The sequence below is a fragment of the Winogradskyella ouciana genome (assembly GCF_009709615.1).
GTDB classification, from domain to species: Bacteria; Bacteroidota; Bacteroidia; order Flavobacteriales; family Flavobacteriaceae; genus Winogradskyella; species Winogradskyella ouciana.
This window is the reverse complement of sequence record NZ_WJYA01000007.1, coordinates 62,501-84,812: the sequence shown is the minus strand read 5'-3', so window position 1 is coordinate 84,812 and position 22,312 is coordinate 62,501. Positions and strand designations below refer to the sequence as shown.

At 33.2% G+C, this 22,312-nt stretch carries 25 protein-coding genes; 11 read left to right on the top strand and 14 right to left on the bottom strand.

Translation table 11 applies throughout. The features are described from left to right. Positions 1-90: 90 nt before the first annotated feature. Positions 91-858, top strand: coding sequence for a hypothetical protein (locus F1003_RS12120; RefSeq protein ID WP_150544847.1), 768 nt, complete (start codon positions 91-93; stop codon positions 856-858). Between the two features lie 121 nt (positions 859-979). Here F1003_RS12120 and F1003_RS12115 read toward each other — a convergent pair whose 3' ends face one another. Continuing rightward, positions 980-1,354: a hypothetical protein gene (locus F1003_RS12115; RefSeq protein ID WP_155089699.1), complete on the bottom strand. Its 375-nt coding sequence runs from the start codon at positions 1,352-1,354 to the stop codon at positions 980-982. A 158-nt stretch (positions 1,355-1,512) separates the two neighbouring features. Between F1003_RS12115 and F1003_RS12110 the strand changes: the two genes are divergently transcribed. The 8 genes from F1003_RS12110 to F1003_RS12075 all read left to right on the top strand — a co-directional run bounded on the left by F1003_RS12110 (position 1,513) and on the right by F1003_RS12075 (position 8,494). Then, complete coding sequence (locus tag F1003_RS12110) at positions 1,513-1,959, top strand: hypothetical protein (RefSeq protein WP_155089698.1); 447 nt, start codon at positions 1,513-1,515, stop codon at positions 1,957-1,959. Between the two features lie 223 nt (positions 1,960-2,182). Next, the gene (locus F1003_RS12105; protein ID WP_155089697.1) at positions 2,183-2,698 is read left to right on the top strand and encodes a hypothetical protein; all 516 of its coding nucleotides are present in this window, start codon (positions 2,183-2,185) and stop codon (positions 2,696-2,698) included. 141 nt (positions 2,699-2,839) lie between these two features. Next, positions 2,840-3,439, top strand: coding sequence for a hypothetical protein (locus F1003_RS12100; protein WP_235898374.1), 600 nt, complete (start codon positions 2,840-2,842; stop codon positions 3,437-3,439). Positions 3,440-3,617: 178 nt separating this feature from the next. Then, positions 3,618-4,376, top strand: coding sequence for a DUF4878 domain-containing protein (locus tag F1003_RS12095; RefSeq protein WP_155089696.1), 759 nt, complete (start codon positions 3,618-3,620; stop codon positions 4,374-4,376). 318 nt (positions 4,377-4,694) lie between these two features. Next, positions 4,695-4,988 carry a helix-turn-helix domain-containing protein gene (locus F1003_RS12090; RefSeq protein WP_150315333.1) on the top strand — a complete coding sequence of 98 codons (294 nt, stop codon included), beginning with the start codon at positions 4,695-4,697 and terminating at the stop codon, positions 4,986-4,988. Beyond that, positions 4,985-6,079 (top strand): AccI family restriction endonuclease, encoded by a 1,095-nt coding sequence (locus tag F1003_RS12085; protein WP_155089695.1) that lies wholly within the window; start codon positions 4,985-4,987, stop codon positions 6,077-6,079. Before F1003_RS12090 ends, F1003_RS12085 begins: the two co-directional genes overlap by 4 nt. Positions 6,080-6,081: 2 nt before the next feature. Then, complete coding sequence (locus tag F1003_RS12080) at positions 6,082-7,728, top strand: HsdM family class I SAM-dependent methyltransferase (RefSeq protein ID WP_155089694.1); 1,647 nt, start codon at positions 6,082-6,084, stop codon at positions 7,726-7,728. A 166-nt stretch (positions 7,729-7,894) separates the two neighbouring features. Beyond that, positions 7,895-8,494: a hypothetical protein gene (locus F1003_RS12075; RefSeq protein ID WP_155089693.1), complete on the top strand. Its 600-nt coding sequence runs from the start codon at positions 7,895-7,897 to the stop codon at positions 8,492-8,494. 278 nt (positions 8,495-8,772) lie between these two features. Here the strand turns inward: F1003_RS12075 and F1003_RS12070 are convergent, their stop codons facing one another. The 4 genes from F1003_RS12070 to F1003_RS17185 all read right to left on the bottom strand — a co-directional run bounded on the left by F1003_RS12070 (position 8,773) and on the right by F1003_RS17185 (position 13,606). After that, positions 8,773-10,995 carry a TonB-dependent receptor gene (locus F1003_RS12070; RefSeq protein WP_155089692.1) on the bottom strand — a complete coding sequence of 741 codons (2,223 nt, stop codon included), beginning with the start codon at positions 10,993-10,995 and terminating at the stop codon, positions 8,773-8,775. 2 nt (positions 10,996-10,997) lie between these two features. Next, the gene (locus tag F1003_RS12065) at positions 10,998-12,275 is read right to left on the bottom strand and encodes a tetratricopeptide repeat protein (protein ID WP_155089691.1); all 1,278 of its coding nucleotides are present in this window, start codon (positions 12,273-12,275) and stop codon (positions 10,998-11,000) included. Positions 12,276-12,362: 87 nt separating this feature from the next. After that, positions 12,363-12,926 carry a DUF4331 family protein gene (locus F1003_RS17190; RefSeq protein ID WP_155089690.1) on the bottom strand — a complete coding sequence of 188 codons (564 nt, stop codon included), beginning with the start codon at positions 12,924-12,926 and terminating at the stop codon, positions 12,363-12,365. A gap of 26 nt (positions 12,927-12,952) precedes the next feature. Then, on the bottom strand, positions 12,953-13,606 hold the full coding sequence (locus F1003_RS17185; protein WP_155089689.1) for a DUF4331 family protein: 654 nt from the start codon (positions 13,604-13,606) through the stop codon (positions 12,953-12,955). Between the two features lie 170 nt (positions 13,607-13,776). Between F1003_RS17185 and F1003_RS12050 the strand changes: the two genes are divergently transcribed. Beyond that, the gene (locus F1003_RS12050) at positions 13,777-14,964 is read left to right on the top strand and encodes an LETM1-related biofilm-associated protein (protein WP_155089688.1); all 1,188 of its coding nucleotides are present in this window, start codon (positions 13,777-13,779) and stop codon (positions 14,962-14,964) included. On the opposite strand, the gene F1003_RS12045 is transcribed toward F1003_RS12050, so the two are convergent. The 9 genes from F1003_RS12045 to F1003_RS12005 all read right to left on the bottom strand — a co-directional run bounded on the left by F1003_RS12045 (position 14,965) and on the right by F1003_RS12005 (position 21,001). Then, positions 14,965-15,720 carry a LytR/AlgR family response regulator transcription factor gene (locus tag F1003_RS12045; protein WP_155089687.1) on the bottom strand — a complete coding sequence of 252 codons (756 nt, stop codon included), beginning with the start codon at positions 15,718-15,720 and terminating at the stop codon, positions 14,965-14,967. It lies immediately after the preceding gene. Further along, positions 15,717-16,196, bottom strand: coding sequence for a DUF2306 domain-containing protein (locus tag F1003_RS12040; protein WP_155089686.1), 480 nt, complete (start codon positions 16,194-16,196; stop codon positions 15,717-15,719). The genes F1003_RS12045 and F1003_RS12040 overlap by 4 nt, the downstream gene beginning before the upstream one ends. Then, complete coding sequence (locus F1003_RS12035; protein WP_155089685.1) at positions 16,193-16,507, bottom strand: 2TM domain-containing protein; 315 nt, start codon at positions 16,505-16,507, stop codon at positions 16,193-16,195. Before F1003_RS12035 ends, F1003_RS12040 begins: the two co-directional genes overlap by 4 nt. A 4-nt stretch (positions 16,508-16,511) precedes the next feature. Beyond that, positions 16,512-17,648, bottom strand: a complete 1,137-nt coding sequence (locus F1003_RS12030) for an amidohydrolase family protein (RefSeq protein ID WP_155089684.1) — start codon at positions 17,646-17,648, stop codon at positions 16,512-16,514. A gap of 65 nt (positions 17,649-17,713) precedes the next feature. Further along, positions 17,714-18,058, bottom strand: coding sequence for a 2TM domain-containing protein (locus F1003_RS12025; protein WP_155089683.1), 345 nt, complete (start codon positions 18,056-18,058; stop codon positions 17,714-17,716). Positions 18,059-18,070: 12 nt separating this feature from the next. Then, positions 18,071-18,379 carry a 2TM domain-containing protein gene (locus tag F1003_RS12020; protein ID WP_155089682.1) on the bottom strand — a complete coding sequence of 103 codons (309 nt, stop codon included), beginning with the start codon at positions 18,377-18,379 and terminating at the stop codon, positions 18,071-18,073. 12 nt (positions 18,380-18,391) lie between these two features. Beyond that, the gene (locus tag F1003_RS12015; protein WP_155089681.1) at positions 18,392-19,744 is read right to left on the bottom strand and encodes a histidine kinase; all 1,353 of its coding nucleotides are present in this window, start codon (positions 19,742-19,744) and stop codon (positions 18,392-18,394) included. A 9-nt stretch (positions 19,745-19,753) separates the two neighbouring features. Beyond that, positions 19,754-20,389: a tetratricopeptide repeat protein gene (locus F1003_RS12010; protein WP_155089680.1), complete on the bottom strand. Its 636-nt coding sequence runs from the start codon at positions 20,387-20,389 to the stop codon at positions 19,754-19,756. A 192-nt stretch (positions 20,390-20,581) separates the two neighbouring features. Further along, entirely contained in the window at positions 20,582-21,001 is a 420-nt protein-coding gene (locus F1003_RS12005) for a nucleoside-diphosphate kinase (protein ID WP_155089679.1), read from the bottom strand. Positions 21,002-21,276: 275 nt separating this feature from the next. Here F1003_RS12005 and F1003_RS12000 point away from each other — a divergent pair, with 275 nt between their 5' ends. After that, positions 21,277-22,308: a DHH family phosphoesterase gene (locus tag F1003_RS12000; protein ID WP_155089678.1), complete on the top strand. Its 1,032-nt coding sequence runs from the start codon at positions 21,277-21,279 to the stop codon at positions 22,306-22,308. Positions 22,309-22,312: the final 4 nt, after the last annotated feature.

Here is a 22,312-nt window from a genome sequence, read left to right as displayed (position 1 = left end):
CCCAAATGTTCTCTTATCCCGACAAATAACCCGATAAATCCATATATTTGTTTGGATATAACGAGTTGGCAACAAGTTTAGAGCAACATTATGAAAATTGACAGAGCAATAGAAATTTTAGAAGCATTGGCTTCAGGATGTTCACCGCAAACAGGCGAATTGATTGAAAATGATAGTGTCTTAAATGAAAGAGATGTAATACGAGCATTGGAAAAAGCAATTTCCGAATTGGAAAGAATTAATCGCTCGACTGAAAACCAACCTCAAAAAACTGAATTAAATATAACTAAAGAGGAAATTGACAAAACGATTAAACTATTTCAAAGTGTTGAATATAATCCAACTTATAGTCGTTTAACTCATTTCTTCTTGAAATCTAAAGAGTTTGAATTTCCGATTTTGAACTCAAATGAATTGTACGGAAAATATTTTGGCTACTACACGAAACAAGATTTACATAAATTTTTTAAGCATTATTTAATTGAAAACGGTTATTCACTTCACGGAAAAGTAAAAAAAGAAAGAAAACCGCAACCTTGGAAAGATATTGACTTTTTCCAAAAAGATAAATTTAACAATCTGACAGAAAAAGCGATTGAACAATTAAAAAACAAAATAAACGAAATCGGAATTTTAAAAACAGAGGATTTATCGGAATATATTGTTAATGCAAGAGTAAGACACTTTAGAGCCTACGAAAGTTGGACAGATAAAGAAAAAGAATTACTCGAAAAAGCAATGGAATATACGAATGACCTTGAATTACTGTCAGAATGTTTCCAAAGAGGAATTGGCTCAATCGAATCTTGTGGAAAAAGATTAATCTATGAAAAAAAACCAGTTGCCAACAACGTATAAAATTAATTGCTACTACAAGCATACTTACGAAAATCCTCGCGGATTTTCTATTCGGTTTGTATTTGCTAAATTAGTTGCTTAAACAACGCAACTAATCTTATACAAACACGTTATGCAACATTTAGAAAGGCAAATCGTCATCATCAGAAAAATCTATACTTCTGTGTAAATAATCAATTTTGTTTTTAATCTTAATGTTAATGATGTTTTGAAACTTTCTGGATAGATAAGATTTTTCTCTATGTGTCATGTTTTCTTCAGAGAAAGGCAATAGCATATCTTTTAAGGCTTTCATATCAGATAGATTCTCTATGTGCTGCATTTCATAAAATTTAGTCATAGTGTTTTTTTGCTTACAAACTCTATCAAGTTCATTTTCATAACTACGTTTAATGTGTGCTTGCTGTTCAAGTAATTCATTATACTTTCTGTCTTTTTCTTGATAGAGTTCTATCAGTTCGGCTTTGGTCTTTTTTAAAAGGTCTTGTGCTCTCATAATGTTTAGTAAAAAACGTTGCATAACACTGTATATAAATAAGCGTTTGGCAACTTTGTTAATCTTATTTTTAATTCAATTTTTCTGTTTGTTTGGTTACGGCAGATTTCCGTAGGAAATCACGCCTATTCATATACAAATACGTTGCCCACAATTAGATGAAACCGATTAAACTGATTCATATTATTATAATTTCACTGTTATTATTAGTTTCGTGTGATAGCGGAATTAAAAGCGGAAATGAATTATCAAAAGCGGATTTACATTATATTCGTGAATTAGGATTAATAAATAATAATGAACGAATAATACTGTTCGCATCTCAAGGTGGAAATCAGAAAAGCGGAAATTTTATTTCGGAACAAAGACTCGCCTCTTATTGGACTGAAAATCGTAAAGAAAATAATGAAATTAACTCTGCGGAATATAATGAAATTGACACCTTAATAACAAAAGATTTATCTAACGCTTTGACTTATGCTTCATACATTAAAGTAATTAAAAAAGACGGTTCTGAATTTAAAATTTATGTGGACGATAACCCTGAAAAAACGAATGAATTCTTTGACAGAGCAACTTCGGAATGGTTAAAAAGGAAAAAATAACTGTGGGCAACAACGTGTATAGTTCATTGCTTCTGATTTTCCTAAACGGAAAATCCTCGCGCTGAACTATCGCCAAGTTTTATTTGCTAAATTAGTGACCTAACCAACGCAACAAACCATACACAAACCGTTAGCAAATATTGTGGAATCCACTCAAACTCGCTAAATAAAGAAATAGAATTTATAAAAACTGAAAATTCTCTTACAAACGAAAAATTAATAAATGAAAAAAAGTATTATTCTTTTAATTCTAATAACGCTGAATAGTTGTAAACCTTCACCAACTTATAACGCTTTTGACAAAGAATTTGATATTTCATTAAGAGAAGTTGTGAAAAATGGTTGTGACACTATAACAGTTGGATGTGGATTTTTCAATTTGCGTGAAAAAAATGGAAAATTAAGGAACTATTATCAAATTTATGTTGAGGATTGGGATAATGTTGTTGCCAAAGGTTTTGATTACATTTTGGATACGTTATATCTTAAAGAGGAAAAAGAATTTGGAAAAATTAGTAATTTAAAAATATCAGAAACACAAATTATTGAATTAAATACTGAATTAAAAAAATATGGTTTTAAATTCTATAATCAGAAAGAAGATGAATTCGGAAATAATTCTGTTGAGATAATAAATGAATTATCGGAAAAAACATTTGAATTGGAACCTTTAACTGAATGGATAAACCAAAAAGATTTAGTTGTTCACAGACAATTGAGTTATTTCAAAGGAAAATAACATTTGCTAACACCGTGTATATTTTATTGCTTTCTTTTAGCCAACTTACGAAAATCCTCGCGGATTTTCTATTCAGTTTTTATTTGCTAAATTTACGCTAAACCAACGCATCAAAGCATACACAAACACGTTAGCACACATTTGAGAAAAGCATTATACATATCGACTATTTTATTGATTTTAAGTTGTGAAAACGAAACGACTGAAATTCAATACTATCCATCTACACCTGATTTCTCTACCGAAAGAGCTGTATTATTTGGATTGGATACTACTGATTTAAATTTTCGCCAAATCACAAATAAAGTAGCAAGCTATTATGGAAAATGGGAATATCTAACAATTGAATTTAATGATGGTCGAATTAAAAAACGAATTACGCCATTCGTTTATGATGGAGGATTAATAAAATATCGGAATGTACTTCCAATAACATCTGACTCGATTTTAAAAGAAAAAGGTTTTCCAATATCCGAATTGAAACAAATTCTTAAAAAACACTATCTGAATAAAGATGAGAATTTCCGATATGCGCAATCACCTAATAAAGCATTAGTCGAAGTTACAATAGATACAAGTAAAACTGGAAAAGAACTTGAAAAGGTATTAGTGAATTTGACAAGAGTTTTTGATGAAATAAAGGAAGAAGTTAATGATTCGATTGAATTAAAGGTTTTCTTTGACTATTTCAGGCAAATTCCGCCACCACCAATGCCGAAAATGGAATCTAAAAATGAATGAAAAACGTGTGCTAACACCGTGTATAATTAATTGCTTGGTCACTGCCGACTTACGAAAATTCCGCTGGAATTTTCTATCTGTGATTTGTTTGTTAACTTAGTTGCTTAACCACGCAACTAACCATACACAACCACGTTGGCAACAAGCTGAAGAAAAACCTTAACTAAAAATTAAAAATATGATTAAAAATTACATTTTCGTTTTATTTACACTTCTGATTTTAATCTCTTGTGGAAAAAGTAAAGAGGAAATAGAATTAGAAAAAGCCAAAATTGAGTTAGAAAAAACCAAACTTGAATTAGCAGAAAAAACGAAAAAAGAAGAGGAAAATAAGGTTAAAGAAAAAAAAGCGGAATTAAACAAAATTCACGAACAAAAAGTTAACGTTGGTAAAAGAAAAAAAATTACCGAATTGAATTTAATGCTTCAAAAATTACCTCAAGCAATCGAAAAGGCTGAACAGAACATTAGAGAAATAAATCAATTCAAAATTGGACGTTCTTCTTCAACTAAAGAGAAACAACTTCAAGAAGCGAAAACTCAACTTCGTGAAATTCGTGACTATGGAGAAAAAATAAAAAATGAAATTGCTCAATTGGAATATCATAAAACATTTGATTTCCAAAAAGACCCAGCAAGTGTTATGAAATACATTTTTGAGTCTGCTAAAAAAGGAGATTTTTCAAATTTTAGAAATTTATGCGACCCTTATGGAGAAAATGATTCTGACGTTAATCAAATTTGTTATGCAGAAATGCTAATGGAAAAGAAACAAGCGGATTTAAAAAGGGAATTTGAAAATGGTCGAGTAATTGGAAAAGCCAAAATTAATGGAGATAAAGCGGAAGTTGAATTCGCATTTGGAGCAAGTGCAAATCGACTTGAGAAAATGAAAATGATTAAGCGAAATGGACTTTGGTATTTAGGTGCATTTTAGAATAAAGCCAGTTGCCAACACCGTATAAAAATAATTGCGGTTTAGTGCTTAATCAAAGGTCGTTGCTTGTTTGTAACGTCTGATTTTCCTTCGGAAAATCCTCGTATACAAACCCGCAACTATCCTTATACATAACCGTTACCTGCAAGCTGAAAAAACGCCACCGCACGTTCAAGCACATTTCATTTTGCTCGTACCTCACAAAATAAAAAGAGCTTTCACTTCCCCACCACCACCCGAAAAAAAATTAAATGAAAACCGATTAATCGAAATTAATTATTAAATTTGACTGATTTAGGTCAAGTCAAAATAAGGAAAATGACGATTGGACAAAAAATAAGAGAATTACGAGAAGAAGCTCAAATGTTACAACGTGAACTTGCTTACAAGTTAGAAGTTGGTGATGCTTATTTGAGTAAAATAGAGAGAAACCAAAAAAACTTAAAAAAAGAACATTTGAAAACTATCAGTAAACTTTTCAAATACTCATATGAAGAATTGGAAACACTATGGTTAGCAAACAAAGTGTACGACCTAATAAAAGATGAAAAAAAAGCAATTGATGTTTTAAAAGTTGCTGAACAAGAAATAAAATATCGAAAAACAATATGACCTACTTTGAAGAATTAAGAGAAATAACGAAATCTATTCCAACTTCTATTGTTGATTTTACAATCCCAAGAGATAGAACTTCACCGCCAACACAGGCATCATCTAATTTTATTACAAACAAAGAACAAGGAGATTGGGCAGAAGATTTAATTTTTAGAGCAATAAATGAAACTTCAAGAAATTACGTTGCTGTTCGATACGGAAAATCTGATGATTTAATAGCAGGTGATGCAGGATTTGATGAATTCTATACCGACTTTCAAGACGAACTTGATACCATTGGAAAACGACCTGATTTATTAGTTTTTAAAAAAGAGGATTTTGACCAAAATCTTGGCTACGACATAAGTAAAATTGCACACTCTAAAATAACAGAGTACGTAAAAAAAGCAATTGCAGGACTTGAAATTCGTTCAAGTGCATTTCTGATTGATAAATATGAAAATGAAATGCAGGAAAGAACCAATTATCATTTAAAAGAAGCATTAAAAATCAGGGATGTTTTAATAAATGACTTTGCAGAAGAGTTCGAACATCCAAAAAAGAAACCTCATTTGGAAGTACTCAAAAGTATAACAGAGGAAACCATAAATGCAATAACTTTCAGAAGACCAAGTTGGAACTCAACAGAAAGGTTACAGCAATTAACTTTATTATTCAAAGACTTAAAAGAACATATTAAAATCGTCCAAAAAAGAGACTATTTAAGTATTACACCAAAAGTTGAAGATATAAAAGTTGTTTACAAGTGGGCTGAAACATTTAACGTTCCTCACTATTATTTTCAAGTATTCTTTGACAAATCTTACGGAATTTCTTTTAGCAATATTTTATCTCTAATTACTGATTCAGACAAAGAGGGAGAACATTATGAAATTTCCAAAGACATAAAAAATCAAAATAAAACCACTATTAAAATTAATACTAGAAACACCAATCAGGTTGCTTATAAAGTTGAAGAGCCAGAACATAAGAGTGTTAGACGTGAAATGGGTAGAGGAAGATTATTGTTTTATGTCACTTTTGATAAAGGAACAGCATATTTAGACATTGATAGCCTAAAAGATTTATTAAACATCGAAGATTTTTAAATATGAATTTAGAAAAAATATATACTAAAAAGACTGCTATCGACCATCGTAAAGAGTACGCTCAATTTTTTACACCACAACCGATAGCAGACCTTATGGCTGATTGGTTACTTGGTAATGAGTCATTAAAAACTGTTTTAGAGCCAGCTTTTGGTTTAGGTATTTTTTCAAGAACACTTTTAAAAAAGAAAAAGAATTTAAAAATCAAAGGTTTTGATATAGATGAGAACATTTTTAAAGATGCTTCCGTTTATTTCAAAACTCATAAAAACGTTTCTTTAAATCTTGAGGACTATATGTATAATGGATGGAAAAACAAATATGATGGTATTATTTGCAATCCACCTTATTTAAAATTCCACGATTACGACAATAAAGAAATTTTAAAAGAAGTAGAAAGATATTTAAAATTTAAATTTAACGGATTTACTAACTTATATACTCTCTTCCTTCTTAAATCTATTTTTCAATTAAAGAAAGGTGGTCGAATAGCCTATATTATTCCTTCGGAGTTTTTAAACTCTGATTATGGTAAACTTGTCAAGGAATATCTTTTAAAAACAAAGACTTTAAGACACCTTTTTGTAATTGATTTTAAAGAAAACGTATTTAATGATGCAATGACAACAGCTTCTATTCTTCTTTTAGCAAATGACGAACATAATTCTGAAATTGAAATAACCAATATCCAATCAAAATCTGACTTAAAATTAATTAAGGGGTACATTAGTTCATATCCAAATGCTAAAGGCGAATTTACTTACAAACCATCTGATTTAGACCAAGGTGTTAAATGGAGACAATATTACCAAGTTCAGAACTCTATAAATTATAAAAATCTCGTTCCATTTTCTACTTACGCTAAAGTTGTAAGAGGTATCGCAACAGGAGCAAATGAATATTTTACATTTAGAAAATCAAAAGCCGAAAAATATTCTATTCCCAATGAATGCCTTTTGCCTTGTATTTGTAAAGCGAAAGACGTGAAAGGCAATTTTTTCACTAAATCAAATTATAAGAGCCTCATCGAAAATGATGAATTGGCTTATCTTTTCAACGGTAAGGATTCAGAAAACAAAAAGGTTGCTGAATACATAGTTTTAGGTGAAAACGAAAAAGTAAATGAAAAGTATTTAACCAAAAAAAGAAAGCCTTGGTATTCATTAGAAAATAGACCACCCTCACCAATTTGGGTTTCTGTATTTAATAGAAATGGTGTTAAGTTTATTAGAAATGAAGCAAACATTTCTAACCTGACAACCTTTCATTGTGTTTATCCAACAAACTCGGATTTATTTTCAGATGTTCCTATAGATTTATTATTTGCTTACCTATTAACAGACGTAGCAAAAGAAATCTTTAGCGACAATAGAAGAGAATATGGTAATGGTTTGAAAAAATTTGAACCTAACGATTTGAACAAATCCAAAATGCTTGATTTATCTAAACTATCTCAAGAACAAGTTGAGAGAATTTTAAATCTTTATTCGGATTTTAAAGACACAAAAGAAGAACAATATATAAAACAAATTGATGAAATTTTACGGCTGGAATTTGCCAACGCTAAAAGCCATACACATTTGCAATTCGCTACAGCCAAAACACAAGCCAAAATTGCAAAAGAGTATGTCTTTGCCAACGCTGAATAAAAGTCTGAATAAAAAGCCAGCAGGTAACAATGTATAAAAATAATAGCGGTTTAATCGCTAAAACGAGAGTAAGTAAATATAAAAAAGGTCTGTGTTTAACTGAAAATTTAGTGTGTGTAAATCCGCTACTATTCTTATACTAGACCGTTGTAGCACATTTGAGAAAATGCATAGAATAATAATTATCTTTTCGATTTTTACTTTAATAGTCAGTTGCAAAACCAATGTAGATTGTGGAATTGACCCATTAATTGTTAAGTCAAATGATAGTATTATTTCAAAAGCAGAATCTGACTCAATCGGACAAAAATGGTGGAATGATTATTTAGAAAAAATAGAAGAACCAAAATTAAAGACTCTAGAAAATGAAAGCTATAGACTTCTGATTTATAATTCATTGGGAGAATCATCAAAAACTTATCGGATTTTTAAAAATTGGAATTCATATAAATTAGTTTATAAAGAATTTGGAAAAGTAAATTCTGATGAAATTTCAAACGAATTGCTAGTTAATAAGGAATCAGAACTATCGAAAAAAGAATGGGATGAATTTCAAGAATTATTACAGCATTCTGGATTTTGGAGTTTACCTGTTACGATTGACAGAATTGGACTAGATGGAAAAAGTTGGGTTCTTCAAGGAATAAATCCTAATGGAAATAAATGCACGAATAGAGAATATCACGTAGTTGCAAGATGGCAACCAATTGACACAATGAAAGTGATGCAATTGAATCGCAAACTGATTGAACTAAACGGAAAATAAAAACGTGCTACAACAAAGTACTGTGGTAAAAACCAAGTAAAACTTTAACAATAGACAAGCTTAAACCTAATAGCTCATTTCGCTTAAATCCTCTAATCAAACTTTCACCAAATAAAGAACACCCACGCTTTCACGTGGGTGCTCAACTAACAAAAAAACTCAAAAAACATCATGATTTCTCATGATACCGATTAACTGTAATCAGCAGTTAATCTTCTTTGCTAGCAACCAATCAACCTAACTTAATTTGCTTCCCCACAAACTAAGTGTTGACTATTCTAAAACCTATAGCTTACCGTTCCCTTAATAAAGAAAGGTGTACCAGGTGTAAAATGTATTTCTTCTACAGATTGCGCTTCGTTTTGCAAGCGAGATTCTGTAGCAAATTGTGTTTCGTTCCAATCCACATCAAATAGATTTTCTACAGCTAATCCTAATGTGACATTGTTTAATTGGTAATTAATATTTAAGTCCGTAACAAAGTAACCTTCGGCTACTATAGAATTGCCTTCATTGGCTGGTCGGTCATCTAAATATCTAAATCGTAATCCGCCTGAAAAGCCATCTAAATCGTTAACCGATAGTCCGCCAGCTAAAGTGAAATCTGGTGCCAATGGAATATAGTCTTCACCATCTGGTGCGTCTATGCTTCTGGCATTGGTCAGTGTAGCATCAGTATCTAAAAACAACCAATCATTAATTTGATAACGCAAACCTAAATCGATTCCGTAACGCCTTGTTTTTCCACTTGGTTCTACAATACCTGCATCACCTACATAGACAAACTCTTGTTCTAAAAACAAGTACCATAAAGCAGAGTTCACCACCAATTTTGAAAATGGTTTCCAGACAAAGCCTAAATCCGTACCATAAGAACGTGGTAAGATATCTTCACCTTCATTGGCTACCACTACTCTAGCATCGTTGGAATGAAATCCTAAACCAGATTTTAAGTACAACTGTAAGTTGTCTTTAGCATCGTAGTAGAAATTCAATTTTGGACTTAAAATCGTTTTATTTTCCGATTGTGTCTCGTAGTTGGTCTGCAATTGATCGTTGTACAGAAACTTAAAATAATCTAAGCGTAAGGCTGGCGCTATTTTAAACTTCCCGAAATCAAATTCAGCATTTACAAAAGCATCAATATTGGTTTGGTTGATGTCTCCAAGTTGTATGTTTTCTAATGTTTCTGTTCTGTTTAAGGTTCTCGACAATTCTACATCATCAACAATATCGTGTCTTACACCTAAACCCGTAGTTAAATTAAATTCTGTACTGCCTAAAAACGTAGTATAATTTAAAGCGGTGTTTGCACCAAAAATGTTTCGGTCTTCCTTTTGTCTAATTTGATCACCATTCACAGGATCTTCCAAGAAAAAGGTAAAGTTAGAATACAGTTCAAATGCATAGTGCGAGTAAAAGGCGTTGGCACTCAACTTTGTGCTTTCAGAAATGTACTTATCAAAAGTGACATTTAAATTAGTTCGCTGTGTTTCACCACCTTCGGTATCATCTATAGCTCCAAAACGTGTAATGTTTCCATTATCGACTTCGCGCTGTGGAATCTGACCAGAAGCATCCCAACGGCTTGTAAAATGCGATGCCGTTAAGGTCAACTTATCGTTCTCTGGCGAATACATAACATATTTACCGAAGAGATTTAAACGATTAAAATTCTGTGGAGATTCAAATGGTCCGTTCGTAGCAATGTATTCCATAGCGACGTAGGCATTTTTGTTCTTTACATTTTCCATAAGGTCGAACAATCCAACAGTACGCAACGTATTAAACTGACCGGCTGAAAATGAAATACTACTTTCCTTTAAGTAATCCTTAGTTTTAAAGTTAACATAACCAGCAGTATTAAAATCGCCTTCTGAAGCATAGTAAGCCCCTTTACCGAAATCAATTTTATTAACTGTTTCTGGGATAACGAAGTGTAAATCACTATAGCCTTGTCCATGTGCATGAGAAACCATATTCACAGGCATTCCGTCTACTGAGATGGAAACATCTGTACCATGATCTACATCAAAACCACGAAGAAAAATCTGCTCGGCCTTACCTCCACCAGCATGCTGACCGATGAATAAACCTGGTACTTTTCTAAGCACTTCTTGAGATGAATTAACAGGAGTAATATTCAAGTCTAACCTTGAAATTGTACTCACCGTATTTAATTCTTCTCGTATTACCATTTCATCTAATTGAAATATTTTTTCCTCTAGTATAATCTTTACCTCATCCGTGGATTCAACTTTAACGACTTTAGTTTTATAGCCTAAAAGTCCTATTCTTAAGGAATCACCTACTTTAGTTTCCGCTATCACAAACACACCATTTTCTGAGGTATGTGCGTGACTTTGAGAATTTTGATTATATACGTAAGCCGCCTCTAATGGCTGATTGAGCTCATTTAAAACCAAGCCCTTAACATTTTGGGCTTGTACTATAACTGAAAAACAACCAAATAATAGCAGCGCTAAAATTTGTTTCTTCATAATTATAGTTGTTTGATTTTTGGTGCCATTGTAGGTCCAAGTTCATAGAGACTGGCAACCAACTCACTTTTTAATTCCTTTACTTTTTCTGTTTTGCCTACAGCTTTATAGATTTCGGCAATGTGGTATAACACACCAGGCTCATAAGTTTGGCCTTCGACATATTCTTCAACTATGGCGTTGGCCTTTTCTACATCACCTATTTTGAAATAGCTCCAAGCCAGCAAATCATAAGATTGTGGTGTTGGTCTATTTTCTACTTCTTTTTTAGCAATTGCTAAAGCTTCCTCTGGCAATAGCATATCTTCAGCGTATAGCGTAACATTATATTTATTGTACATATCACCGTACATTTCATTTCTTACAGCTTCTTTATAATTATTGATAGCTTCAGATTTTAACTCACTGTCATTCATAAAGTCAGCAATTTCCGCTTTCAGCAAATCATAATCTGGTGCATGATAGTAGGTTGAAATATGATCTAATATTTTTAAGGCTTCATCCGGATTATTTTCATGTGAATATAAAATCCATGCAATTCCTTTTTTGGCGTAAGCATCGTTAGGATCTAACTCTAGTGCTTTTAAGTAATGGTTATACGATTTTTTAATCTCACCTGCATGACCATAAAAATCAGCAAGGTTAGTATAAGACCATTGTTTAATATCTTTAAGGTTTGAAGCTTCTGCAATAGCAGCAGCTTTTTCCATTTGTTCTATGGCACCATCTAAATTGCCTTTATGGTCTTCCCATTTGGCCAATCTAATAAGGTAGTCGAAATCAGATTTGTTCTTTATCTCTTCGAGATAAGATTCCGCATGCATATAGTTACCAAGTTCTAAGTGCACATCGAATAGCATTTTCTTGGTACTATTTAATTTTTCGCCATTCTCTTTTGCTTTTTCTAGCAGTTCTAAAGCTTCTTTAAAACGGTGCTGAGAAATGTAATTTGAAGCTAAGGCTCTATATTGCGATGCATATATACCGTTTGTTTGCTCTATACTTTTAATAAGGTCTTTTTCTGCTTTAATCAGATAATCTATATTACCTGTAGCATTAAATATCTGTGTGTATTCTCCGGCACGCTTCACTAAGTATGGAAACTCATCGGGATTTGATTTTAACTTATCTGTCCAGAATTGTGCATTGGACATTAATTTTTCATTATCTATAGTAGTTGACAGGTATGCTTTGTATTCTTCAGACTCAGTAACTTTATTAGAATTACAACTGAACGTCATTACTATTAAAATAAAGGGAAGTATTCTTTTTAGTATCATGATTATTGAATTTTTGAGTTTTGATTTAATATTAAAAAAATTCTGAAGTAGAAATTTTGTCCTACTTCAGAATTTCTATTTAGTATCTTACCAAGGAGATGCTAGGTAAGGGAACGATGATAAAAATGCTTTATCATTAGCGTCAACATTATCGTCTGATAATCCTGGGTTTTCAGTGAAATCTTCACCACCAAAGATTAACAATAGCTCTACTGTTATAACGTCATCAGCTAAAGCTCTACCCGTTAAAACATTAGTTCCATCAAAAAACGTCGTTGTACCGTCTAAAGAAACATTTAAAACATCAGTGGCTAATAAACCTGTAAATGCAGCTGCATCTAATCCTAATGCATTTTGGTCACCTGGATTTGCATAAGCTGGACTCAATCCAGTTAAATTAGCTTCAAACATTGCTTGAAATGAAGCATTTTGTTGTGATGGCACAGTAGTGTTAAAAGCATCTTTCATACCACTCGATACGAATACTGTATTAACAGCTGGTCTTGCCATTTGATCTTGTTGAACATAAGTCCCTGAGAAATCAGGTTCTGATGGAGGATTCATGTTACTATCGTCATCATTATTACAATTGTAAGCTGTCATTGACACTAAAATTGCAATAGCGAATAATTTTATTTTATTGAATTTCATAATTTTTAAATTTTAAATTTTTGAGTTTATTGTTTTCTTTTAGTTTCTACCCATGTGTTGATTGTCCCAGATCCACCAATTAAAGTTTTAGGAACTTCAACAACTACAGAGAGAACATTTGTACCAGCAAATGTGTCTGAACCTGGATCGTTGAAACTAGTTGCGTTACCAGCAATAATTTCACCATATTGAGCAAAATCCATAAAGAAAGGATCATCTCTTGGGCCAGCAAAAGCCATGATTCCACCAGAACTTGCTACGATAGCTGATTGTCCATAAGGTGTAATATCAACTACTGCTGTATTACTAGAGTTAGTCATAATAGTACTACTTAATCCTGCTTGAGTAGGTGAAACCGGACCGAATATATACATCTTACCATCTCGTGGAATAGCTTGTATTACTAAGTCTTCAACATTATCACCAGAAGTGTCTATGTTAAACTCAATCATTACATTTTCGTCAAACGAAGCAGCTGCTGTACTACCTGGAGCTAAAAGTCCTTGTACATTAGCAACAAACGCTATGTTTGAAGAATTTGAGCCTTGAAAGGCATAAAAGTCTGTGATATCACTTGTACCACCTGAAACAGCGGGAGCATCAATGTGATCGGCTGCGATTGCAACGAATGTAGCAATACCTAATATTGCCGTTGCGATTAAAATTTTTGTTTTTTTCATAATTTTGAGATTTTGTTAATTATTTGTGTCTCTGCCCTACTTACGAAAAAATGAAAGGTGCGGTTTTGTTAATATTTTGTTAACGTGAAAATGAGGTGTGTTTTACACAATCTTGTGGATATAAGATTAACTTAGATTATATTTGGAGATACACTTTTTTAATTTTGATTATGAACCCATCAACTAGTGGTTGGATTGAAAAATTTTATTCCCAAATTTCAAAAGGCAATATTCCCTTTAAGAATTATGAAAGTCTGTACAATGGACTAAAAGAAAACGGGTTTATTTATGGTGTTAACATTAAAATAGCCAATACCATAGAAAAAACCCATACCTATTCTGAAGATGAACTTGCCAAAATAAATCTTTTAACTGCCCTCTATCATATATATCATTATCACAAGGCGAAATTTAGCAGCAAGGAATTTATCACTGTACTTCTTAATTATTATAAGGAACTCGAAGTTTCCGATCTATCCATTTGGGATAAACTGGTCATCGGGAAAAGTGAAAGCTCAATGTTAGAACGATTGATACACGACCGTATTCAAATTGATGACAACCTACTGACTCGAAATTTTAACAAATCTATAACCAACGCTCTATTATATGTAGATGTCCTAACTTTTGAAACGCACCTTAAAAATAACATCAACATAAAAAACTATGCGGCAAACTTAGAAAGTAAAATCGTCGGAACACTTTATCAATCACTGAATTCTAAGAGCAAAATAACTGATCACGACAAAGAAGTTATTGAAATCATTGAAAACTCTACCTCCTTTATTGATGATGATGAAATGGATGTTGAAGATCTCATCTATGATATTGAATACAACATTAACCATCACGAAAAAAAGTACCTAATAGACCTTATGTGCTTATCCATTTGGGATGATGAGATACTCGAAAAATCGGAATTTAGGTTTCTTCAGAGTTTGGCAAAACGATTGGGTCTAAAAAGTAATGAAATACAAAAATCCCTTATCGATGTAGATGACTTTCATAAAAAACACAAAAAAGAAATTCTGCTATTTCAGCAAACCAACCCAATTTCAAATTTTTATGAAAACTCATCGCAATTGGTTACTAAGCTCTTAAGAAGAAATAGCAAGCGAATAGTAAAAGAACTCAACCAAAGTAAGGAATTACTAGCGCTAATAACCAAATCAACACATAGCGACTTAAGTAAAGAAGAACAAAAACAACTGCAATCCCAGTTACTGGATCTATTAAAAACCATTCCGAGTTTAGCCATCTTTATGCTACCAGGAGGTGCCATTCTATTGCCTCTTTTTGTAAAGCTGATACCAAATATGTTGCCTTCGGCTTTTGACGACAATAGAGTTGAAGACTAATTATTCTAACCAGTTTTTAAAATCCTTTACCCGCTCTCTAGCTACAATGATTTCTTGTTCGTTGTAATGGTTCAATTTAATTTGAAGTCTTGAGTTGGTATAACTAATAATATCTTTGATGGCATTAATATTCACATAAAACTTTCGGCTTACCCTATAAAACACATGTGGCTCTAGCTCGTCTTCCAGTTGATCTAAGGTCAAATCCAAAAGATAATTTCTGCCTTCATTGGTGAACACATAAGTACCTTTATTTTCGCTGTAAATACATTCTATATCATCAATATTGATGAGTTTTAGGTGTTGCCCAACTTTAACAGAAAAACGCTTTTTATATTCACGTTCAATCGGGTTGACCAATAGTTTTTTTATATCATCAAAATCTAAAGTCACGGATTGCCTCTGAGGTGTTCTATTCTTGAATTTTATAACAGCTTTTTTTAAATCGTCTTCATCAATTGGCTTCAATAAATAATCGATACTATTGAGTTTGAATGCCTGAAGCGCATATTCATCGTATGCTGTGGTGAATATAACCGCCGAATTAATATCTATAGCTTCAAAAATCTCAAAAGACAACCCATCGCTAAGCTGAATATCCAAAAAAATTAAATCTGGGTGCTCATTGTTCTGAAACCACTCTATGGATTCCTCAACGGAATGTAGCATGGTTTCCGCTTCAACATCCAATGATTTTAGCATACGCTGTAAACGTCTTGCTGATGGTTTTTCGTCTTCAATAATTATAATATTCATTTTTTGAGATGTAATTTTTTAGCTTCTTTATTAATAATCCTACTACCGATGAATGCCGTTATAAAAGTAGCTAACGCTACCATCCACCAAAAGTCTTTCATGTTATCTACAAAACGCGTCCCTACCTCTGCCCAAAAGGCGCAGTATAGGCCTACAACCGACCAACTCATAAAAAAGAAATGATAGGCAAACCAATTTTTTCCTCTTTTAAGCATTGGAATGATGCCTCCTAAAATGCTCACCAAACTTACGATAGCAAAAAAATGAAATAGGCTGAAACTTCCGAAATTCATAATGAAGAAAGCGCTAATATTCAATAACAACATGGATAACACATAAATGTAACCTATGCGTTTATGAAAAGTAGTTCCCTTTAAATTTAGCAAAACTATTGTGCCAGTTATCATAGCTATTACAGCGGTTATAAAATGAAACCAACCAATAATACTATGTATAATGTCGTTAAGGTAATTCATTCCCACATTTTCTTTTCCGTTTCCTCTTCTTGTGCAAATTTCTTCAACTTTTTATTCTCCCAATTTTTGTTGAATAGTGTCCGGTCTTTAAATACCTTGAAGCCGTGGATTCCAATAAAAACCGTCCAAGCCACTATAATAGATAGATTGAGACTTATTATATTGTTCTTATACGGACCTTCAACGATATATAAGTTATAGGATAACAGAACCAGCATAACAATATATCCAGCCAAATGAATGTAAAAAAGTTTTAACCGTCTTACTTTTTTCTTGGCTATACGCTGTTTTTCGTCATTGTTCATTTGCATCACATTACTGTTTTACGAGTTTACCTTCTTTCCAAACTGTTTTTTCATTATTCAATAACGAAATATCTTTTGTTACATCTCCATTAACCAATACCAAATCAGCCTTGTAACCTACTTTTATATATCCAACGTTGTCTAAACCAAAGGCTTTGGTGATGTTACTGGTTCCTGCTTTTAGAACTTCAACGTTAGAAAGCCCAGATTCACTTAATAGCTGTAATTCTTTGTACAAATCTGTACCGTAATTAATATTTGCATTAGGCGGATCAGTTCCTGCTAAAATCGGTATTCCGGCTTCATGCATTTTTTTAACCTCTAAAAATAATTGCTCCTTACTTAAAAATTGCGCTGCACCACTTCCCATAACTTTAAATACCTCTATGGTAGTCAGTAAAGTCGGAATGACAAAAAATGATTTCTCCTCAGAAAGTTTTTTAAGTTGGGAGGCCTCCAATTCCTTGTCCCACCAAATATGCACCAATCCATCAGCATCATTTGATATCGCATCAACTGCATTATCTAATCGACTTACATGAACCACAGCAATTCTTTCAGCTTTATGTGCTTCTTTGATAAGCTGAGCAACGGTTACGGAATCTAAAGTGGCTTTCCAAGGCTCAACAATAATTTTGATATAATCAACATTAGCCTTTACCCTATCATCAATAAATTTTTTAGCTTCTTCTGGTTTCATCAACGTTGGCACAGGAAATCCATACTGCGTGCCATGACCTTCTGGCGCAGTTGCTGCATAACCAGCAACATAATATCTGGCATAATTGGTAGAATCTTTGAGCTGGCGCATTGCAGATTGATAGGTTTCTACACCATGCATATCCATAACATTCAATACACCTGCTTTTGCTGCTTCCTCCAAAGATTGTGGTCCCCAAGCATGTACGTGCGCATTAGATAATGCTGGCATCAAGGTTTTACCATTTCCGTCAATGACTTCATATCCATCAGATGCTTTAATGGATTTTGAAATCTCTGTAATGATACCGTCTTCAACTTTAACCGAAGTGGATTCGATAACGATTTCACCATCAAAAACCTTCACGTTTTCGACAATAAAACTGTTTTGGGTATTACCAACAAAAACAAAGACTAAAAGGACTCCAACTAATTTGATTTTATACATGACTTCATTTTTTTATTAATTAATCTTTTGACTGCAAATTGCAGACTATAAACTGTATACTGAACCTACTCCCAATTTCGTTCTTCCTTATCCATAAACTCTTTCATTTTTCGTTTTTCCCAGTCCTTGCCGAAAAAGAAATCGGGACCAAAAACACCAATAAAATGAAAGAACAATCCAATACCCCAAAATACAGCTGTGGCATAAGGTCCAAAACCTCTAAATCCTTGATCTGAGTTGAGGCCAATCAACAATATCAAGAAGATATTGACAACAAGATAAACCGCAAAATGCCAGTAAAATCCAACTAAAGCATCTACTTTCTTCTTGGCGCGCAGATATGCTTCTTCTTTTCTAAAATCCGAAACTTTATCCTTTTCCTCATAAGGTTCTAAACTATACTTTTCCATCACTTTTATTTTTTATTCTTTAGAATTATTAGTTAATTCCTTGTTCATTAATTCTTCAATTTTTCGTTCTTCCCATTTCAATCCGAATTTTAGGGATATAAAATGCATAATCAGAACAATTCCCCAGATAAACCAGGTTATAAACACATCCAAACTCAACAATGAGCCAATAAAAGATTCCCATGTGCCTAGGCTGTCTGAAACCTTAAAACCCGTAATCATTAAGTTTACTACAATGTAAATTCCTAAGTGCGTATAAAATGCCTTTTCCTTTTCGACCTTATTCTTGGCTTTTATATATTTTAAATCTTGATTTTCCATAAGTCCTAATTTTTAACTCCAACGGCTTCTTTCATCTTCCTTGCGCATATATTCTTCAATTTTGCGTTCTTCCCATCTAGCACCTAAGGCACCATCATCTACATAAACCCTATACGCTTGAAACAATAAACTAATGCCCCAGCCTATCATCGGAAACCAAAACCATTGAATGGTATGTCTTGAAAATTGATACCAAATAAATACTAAAAACGGAATCACCAAGCAATAGGAAATTAAGCTGTAGTAAAATGCCTTTAGCTCTTCCACACGCTTGCGTGCTCTAACATAATCGTCATTTAGACGTTCTTGTGATTTTTGTGTTGTTCTCATGATTGATACTTGTTTTGTGAGCATAGGAATTGCAACCGCAAAATCCTTTTCTCTTTGATTGATGTAAACTTTTCGTTCAGACAGTAGTTTGTAGCGTTGTTTTATATTGTCCAACCCTACTCCACTACTCTTCTTTACAATTTGTTTGGGCTGAAGGTTGTTCATCACCACCAAGTGATTACCATCTTCATAGATTTTTATGTGCAACGGTTTGCTCGTGGTCACCATATTGTGCTTTACCGCATTCTCTAAAAGTAGTTGCAACGATAAGGGCACAACTTTACTTTCAGGATTTGACGCCTTCTCCGGAATTTCAAAAATGATGCTATCCTCAAAGCGCATTTTTATAAGCGACATATAGGTTTTTGCAAAATCCAATTCTTCATCCACGGTGACCAGTTCCTTGTTCTTTTGTTCTAGAACATAGCGATAGACTTTAGAAAGCGACGTCGTAAAACGCTGTGCATTGTCTGGGTTTTCTTCAATTAAACTGGTAAGTACATTTAAGCTATTGAACAGAAAATGCGGATCTAATTGGTTTTTAAGAGCATCGAACTTGGCACTTGCAGCACCAGCAATAACTTTTTGTTCCTTAATTTTATTTTTCTGGTAACGGTTGTAAAAATAAACCACATAAAAGGTGGAAATGATACTCAATGTAATCCACAGTCCGAAAGAATACCCTTTCCAAGATTCATTTTCTATAAAGACTTGAAACGGTATTTTATAAATCAATACCTCTATTAAAACTCTAAGAAAGAAAATACAGATGAGCGTAATAACAGTAGCACCAACAATACCATAGATTATACGTTTAGCAACCTCATAATCTCGAAACTCTCGTTTCTTCATATAATCAAAATACTGGGTATTGGTATAACTGATCACATATGTATAAAGCTGATAGAAGAAAAAATCAACCAAAAAATCATTGATCGTATTGTAGTTAAAACCTTTGGACAATAGGTTTCCAATTACAAAAATACCGCATCCAATGAAGAATGTAACTGTTAGAAATTTAATTGACTTTGACATAATTACTTTTTATTCTTTACAAGATTCCGCTACCTGCTCTGCACGCTCCTTTCCCCAGTTTGGATGAAACTCCGTCTCAGGCTTAAAGGTATCAAAAAGTTCAATTGATGCTTCAATATCCTTACAATATGGTGCTGTATCTTTTCCAAAATATTTGGCACTTCCCATGTCCCAATCGGCTTTACAAAATGCAGCTCTCGGATTTTTAGGTTCTAGTTGCAAGGCTTTAGCATACAGTTCTCCTATTTTTTGGCCATATTTCATACCGTAGGTCATGCCATCAAAGGCTACCCAATTGGTTAAAACCTGTGCTTGCATTATCAATAGTTCTGCATTGTCCTCACTTTTGGTCATGGCCAAATCCAAATGTTCTTGTGCCTTGTCTAATTGTGCTTTTAAAACCGCTTCGTCTTTTTCGTTCCAGCTTTTAAGACTATTGATCTGTGCGATGTAATAGTTGGGCAACCATTCTTTATCTTCTGCCTTTGCGATACGCTCAAACATATTCTCTGCCTCGTCCCATTTATCGGCTTCCCAAAGTTCAAAGGCTTTTGTCATCCCTTTTTCAAAATTGGTCTGTGCCATAATGTTGTGACCAACAATACTAATGATTAATACAACTGCAAATTTTACTAGTGTTCCCATAATATTTAATATTTGTCCTACGAAACTATATGTGAAGTAGGTTTGATACAAATATCCGTTGCATCCATAGGTTTTTAAAATGGGATTTACTGAATTGTAATTTTTTAAGGATGAGTTGTAGTTTCAATTATTAGAATAAAAAAAAGACCATCCGTACAGATGGTCTTTTCAATATAATATAAATGTGTGTTCTTAAAACATCTCTCTACCAGAGAAATGGAAAGCACCTTCAATAGCTGCATTTTCATCACTATCACTACCATGTACAGCGTTTTCGCCAATAGAAGCCGCATATAATTTACGGATAGTACCTTCTGCTGCATCTGCAGGGTTTGTAGCACCAATTAAGGTTCTAAAATCTTCAACAGCGTTGTCTTTTTCTAAAATCGCTGCAACGATAGGTCCACGAGTCATATATTCTACCAATTCGCCAAAGAATGGACGTTCTTTGTGAATGCCATAAAATTCTTCAGCATCAGCTGTAGTCATTTGGGTTAACTTCATTGCTACGATTCTAAATCCTGAAGCTGTAATTTTTTCTAATATTGCGCCAATGTGTCCTTTTTCAACAGCATCTGGCTTTAACATTGTAAATGTTCTGTTAGTTGCCATGTATTATTTTTTTATTGAGGTGCAAAAGTAATGTATTTCTTTAATTTATCAAGAGGTTCAAATATTAAATTAATGTCAGGCTGAGCATTACTGAGGAGCAAATAAATTTTGCTTCGAAAGTACCCAAGTGAAGCTTGTCGAAGCCCTTCAACATTAAGTATTCTATTTCATTGACACTTCGACTGCGCTCAGTGTGTCATAATTGTAATGACAGGATTCTTAATTTCATATTAAAACATTTAACCAAACCTCTAAAAATCGTAAATTCGCAACTTATGATTAAAACCCAGATTCCAGAAATAAAGGCGCTATTGAGCACACCAAGGCACATCGTTATTGTGCCACATAAAAATCCAGATGGAGATGCCATGGGCTCTACCCTAGGCTTGTACCATTATTTAAAACTATATAATCACACAGCAACGGTGATTGCACCTAATGATTATCCGGAGTTTTTAAAATGGTTGCCAGGAGACGATGCTGTTATGATTTTTGAAAACCAAACAGAGGAAAGCCGAACACTAATCGATAATGCCGATCTTATTTTTACACTAGATTTTAATTCTTTGAGTAGAGTTGGCGCCATGTCAGAAGCTTTGGAAAATTCCGAAGCCACTAAAATTATGATAGATCATCATCAACAACCAGATGATTATGCTGCATACACCTATTCTGATGTGAGCATGTCTTCTACTTGTGAGATGGTTTATAATTTTATTGAAATGCTTGACGATGCAAATAAAATCAATGCCACTATTGCCACGTGTTTATATGTTGGTATTATGACGGATACAGGTTCATTTCGCTTTCCGTCAACAACGAGCAGAACGCATGAGGTGGTTGGATGCTTAATAGAAAAAGGTGCTAACAATGCCCAGATACATAATAATGTGTTCGACACCAACAGTTACAGTCGTTTACAGTTGCTGGGTAGAGCCATGCAGAATTTAAAAGTGCTTCCTGAATTTAACACTGCTTACATTACGTTGTCACAAGCTGAATTGGATGAATTCAACTTTAAAAAAGGTGATACTGAAGGTTTTGTTAATTATGGACTTTCTTTAAAAGGCATTGTGTTTGCCGCTATTTTTATAGAAAACCATCAAGATGAGATTATTAAAATATCCTTACGAAGTAAAGGGTCGTTTTCTGTGAATCAATTTTCAAGAGCCCATTTTAACGGTGGAGGCCACGATAATGCTGCTGGTGGACGTAGCGATTTAAGCCTACAAGAAACAATTGATAAATTTATTAGTATATTACCGCAGTATAAAGATGAATTGTCCCAAGCGCTCAAGGCGCATTAAACTT

What these genes read in the sequence shown, in the direction of transcription:
- F1003_RS12120 (WP_150544847.1), top strand. Translation starts at nt 91, where the DNA reads ATGAAAATTGACAGAGCAATAGAAATTTTAGAAGCATTGGCTTCAGGA.
- F1003_RS12115 (WP_155089699.1), bottom strand. Translation starts at nt 1,354, where the DNA reads ATGAGAGCACAAGACCTTTTAAAAAAGACCAAAGCCGAACTGATAGAA.
- F1003_RS12110 (WP_155089698.1), top strand. Translation starts at nt 1,513, where the DNA reads ATGAAACCGATTAAACTGATTCATATTATTATAATTTCACTGTTATTA.
- F1003_RS12105 (WP_155089697.1), top strand. Translation starts at nt 2,183, where the DNA reads ATGAAAAAAAGTATTATTCTTTTAATTCTAATAACGCTGAATAGTTGT.
- F1003_RS12095 (WP_155089696.1), top strand. Translation starts at nt 3,618, where the DNA reads ATGATTAAAAATTACATTTTCGTTTTATTTACACTTCTGATTTTAATC.
- F1003_RS12090 (WP_150315333.1), top strand. Translation starts at nt 4,695, where the DNA reads ATGACGATTGGACAAAAAATAAGAGAATTACGAGAAGAAGCTCAAATG.
- F1003_RS12085 (WP_155089695.1), top strand. Translation starts at nt 4,985, where the DNA reads ATGACCTACTTTGAAGAATTAAGAGAAATAACGAAATCTATTCCAACT.
- F1003_RS12080 (WP_155089694.1), top strand. Translation starts at nt 6,082, where the DNA reads ATGAATTTAGAAAAAATATATACTAAAAAGACTGCTATCGACCATCGT.
- F1003_RS12075 (WP_155089693.1), top strand. Translation starts at nt 7,895, where the DNA reads ATGCATAGAATAATAATTATCTTTTCGATTTTTACTTTAATAGTCAGT.
- F1003_RS12070 (WP_155089692.1), bottom strand. Translation starts at nt 10,995, where the DNA reads ATGAAGAAACAAATTTTAGCGCTGCTATTATTTGGTTGTTTTTCAGTT.
- F1003_RS12065 (WP_155089691.1), bottom strand. Translation starts at nt 12,275, where the DNA reads ATGATACTAAAAAGAATACTTCCCTTTATTTTAATAGTAATGACGTTC.
- F1003_RS17190 (WP_155089690.1), bottom strand. Translation starts at nt 12,926, where the DNA reads ATGAAATTCAATAAAATAAAATTATTCGCTATTGCAATTTTAGTGTCA.
- F1003_RS17185 (WP_155089689.1), bottom strand. Translation starts at nt 13,606, where the DNA reads ATGAAAAAAACAAAAATTTTAATCGCAACGGCAATATTAGGTATTGCT.
- F1003_RS12050 (WP_155089688.1), top strand. Translation starts at nt 13,777, where the DNA reads ATGAACCCATCAACTAGTGGTTGGATTGAAAAATTTTATTCCCAAATT.
- F1003_RS12045 (WP_155089687.1), bottom strand. Translation starts at nt 15,720, where the DNA reads ATGAATATTATAATTATTGAAGACGAAAAACCATCAGCAAGACGTTTA.
- F1003_RS12040 (WP_155089686.1), bottom strand. Translation starts at nt 16,196, where the DNA reads ATGAATTACCTTAACGACATTATACATAGTATTATTGGTTGGTTTCAT.
- F1003_RS12035 (WP_155089685.1), bottom strand. Translation starts at nt 16,507, where the DNA reads ATGCAAATGAACAATGACGAAAAACAGCGTATAGCCAAGAAAAAAGTA.
- F1003_RS12030 (WP_155089684.1), bottom strand. Translation starts at nt 17,648, where the DNA reads ATGTATAAAATCAAATTAGTTGGAGTCCTTTTAGTCTTTGTTTTTGTT.
- F1003_RS12025 (WP_155089683.1), bottom strand. Translation starts at nt 18,058, where the DNA reads ATGGAAAAGTATAGTTTAGAACCTTATGAGGAAAAGGATAAAGTTTCG.
- F1003_RS12020 (WP_155089682.1), bottom strand. Translation starts at nt 18,379, where the DNA reads ATGGAAAATCAAGATTTAAAATATATAAAAGCCAAGAATAAGGTCGAA.
- F1003_RS12015 (WP_155089681.1), bottom strand. Translation starts at nt 19,744, where the DNA reads ATGTCAAAGTCAATTAAATTTCTAACAGTTACATTCTTCATTGGATGC.
- F1003_RS12010 (WP_155089680.1), bottom strand. Translation starts at nt 20,389, where the DNA reads ATGGGAACACTAGTAAAATTTGCAGTTGTATTAATCATTAGTATTGTT.
- F1003_RS12005 (WP_155089679.1), bottom strand. Translation starts at nt 21,001, where the DNA reads ATGGCAACTAACAGAACATTTACAATGTTAAAGCCAGATGCTGTTGAA.
- F1003_RS12000 (WP_155089678.1), top strand. Translation starts at nt 21,277, where the DNA reads ATGATTAAAACCCAGATTCCAGAAATAAAGGCGCTATTGAGCACACCA.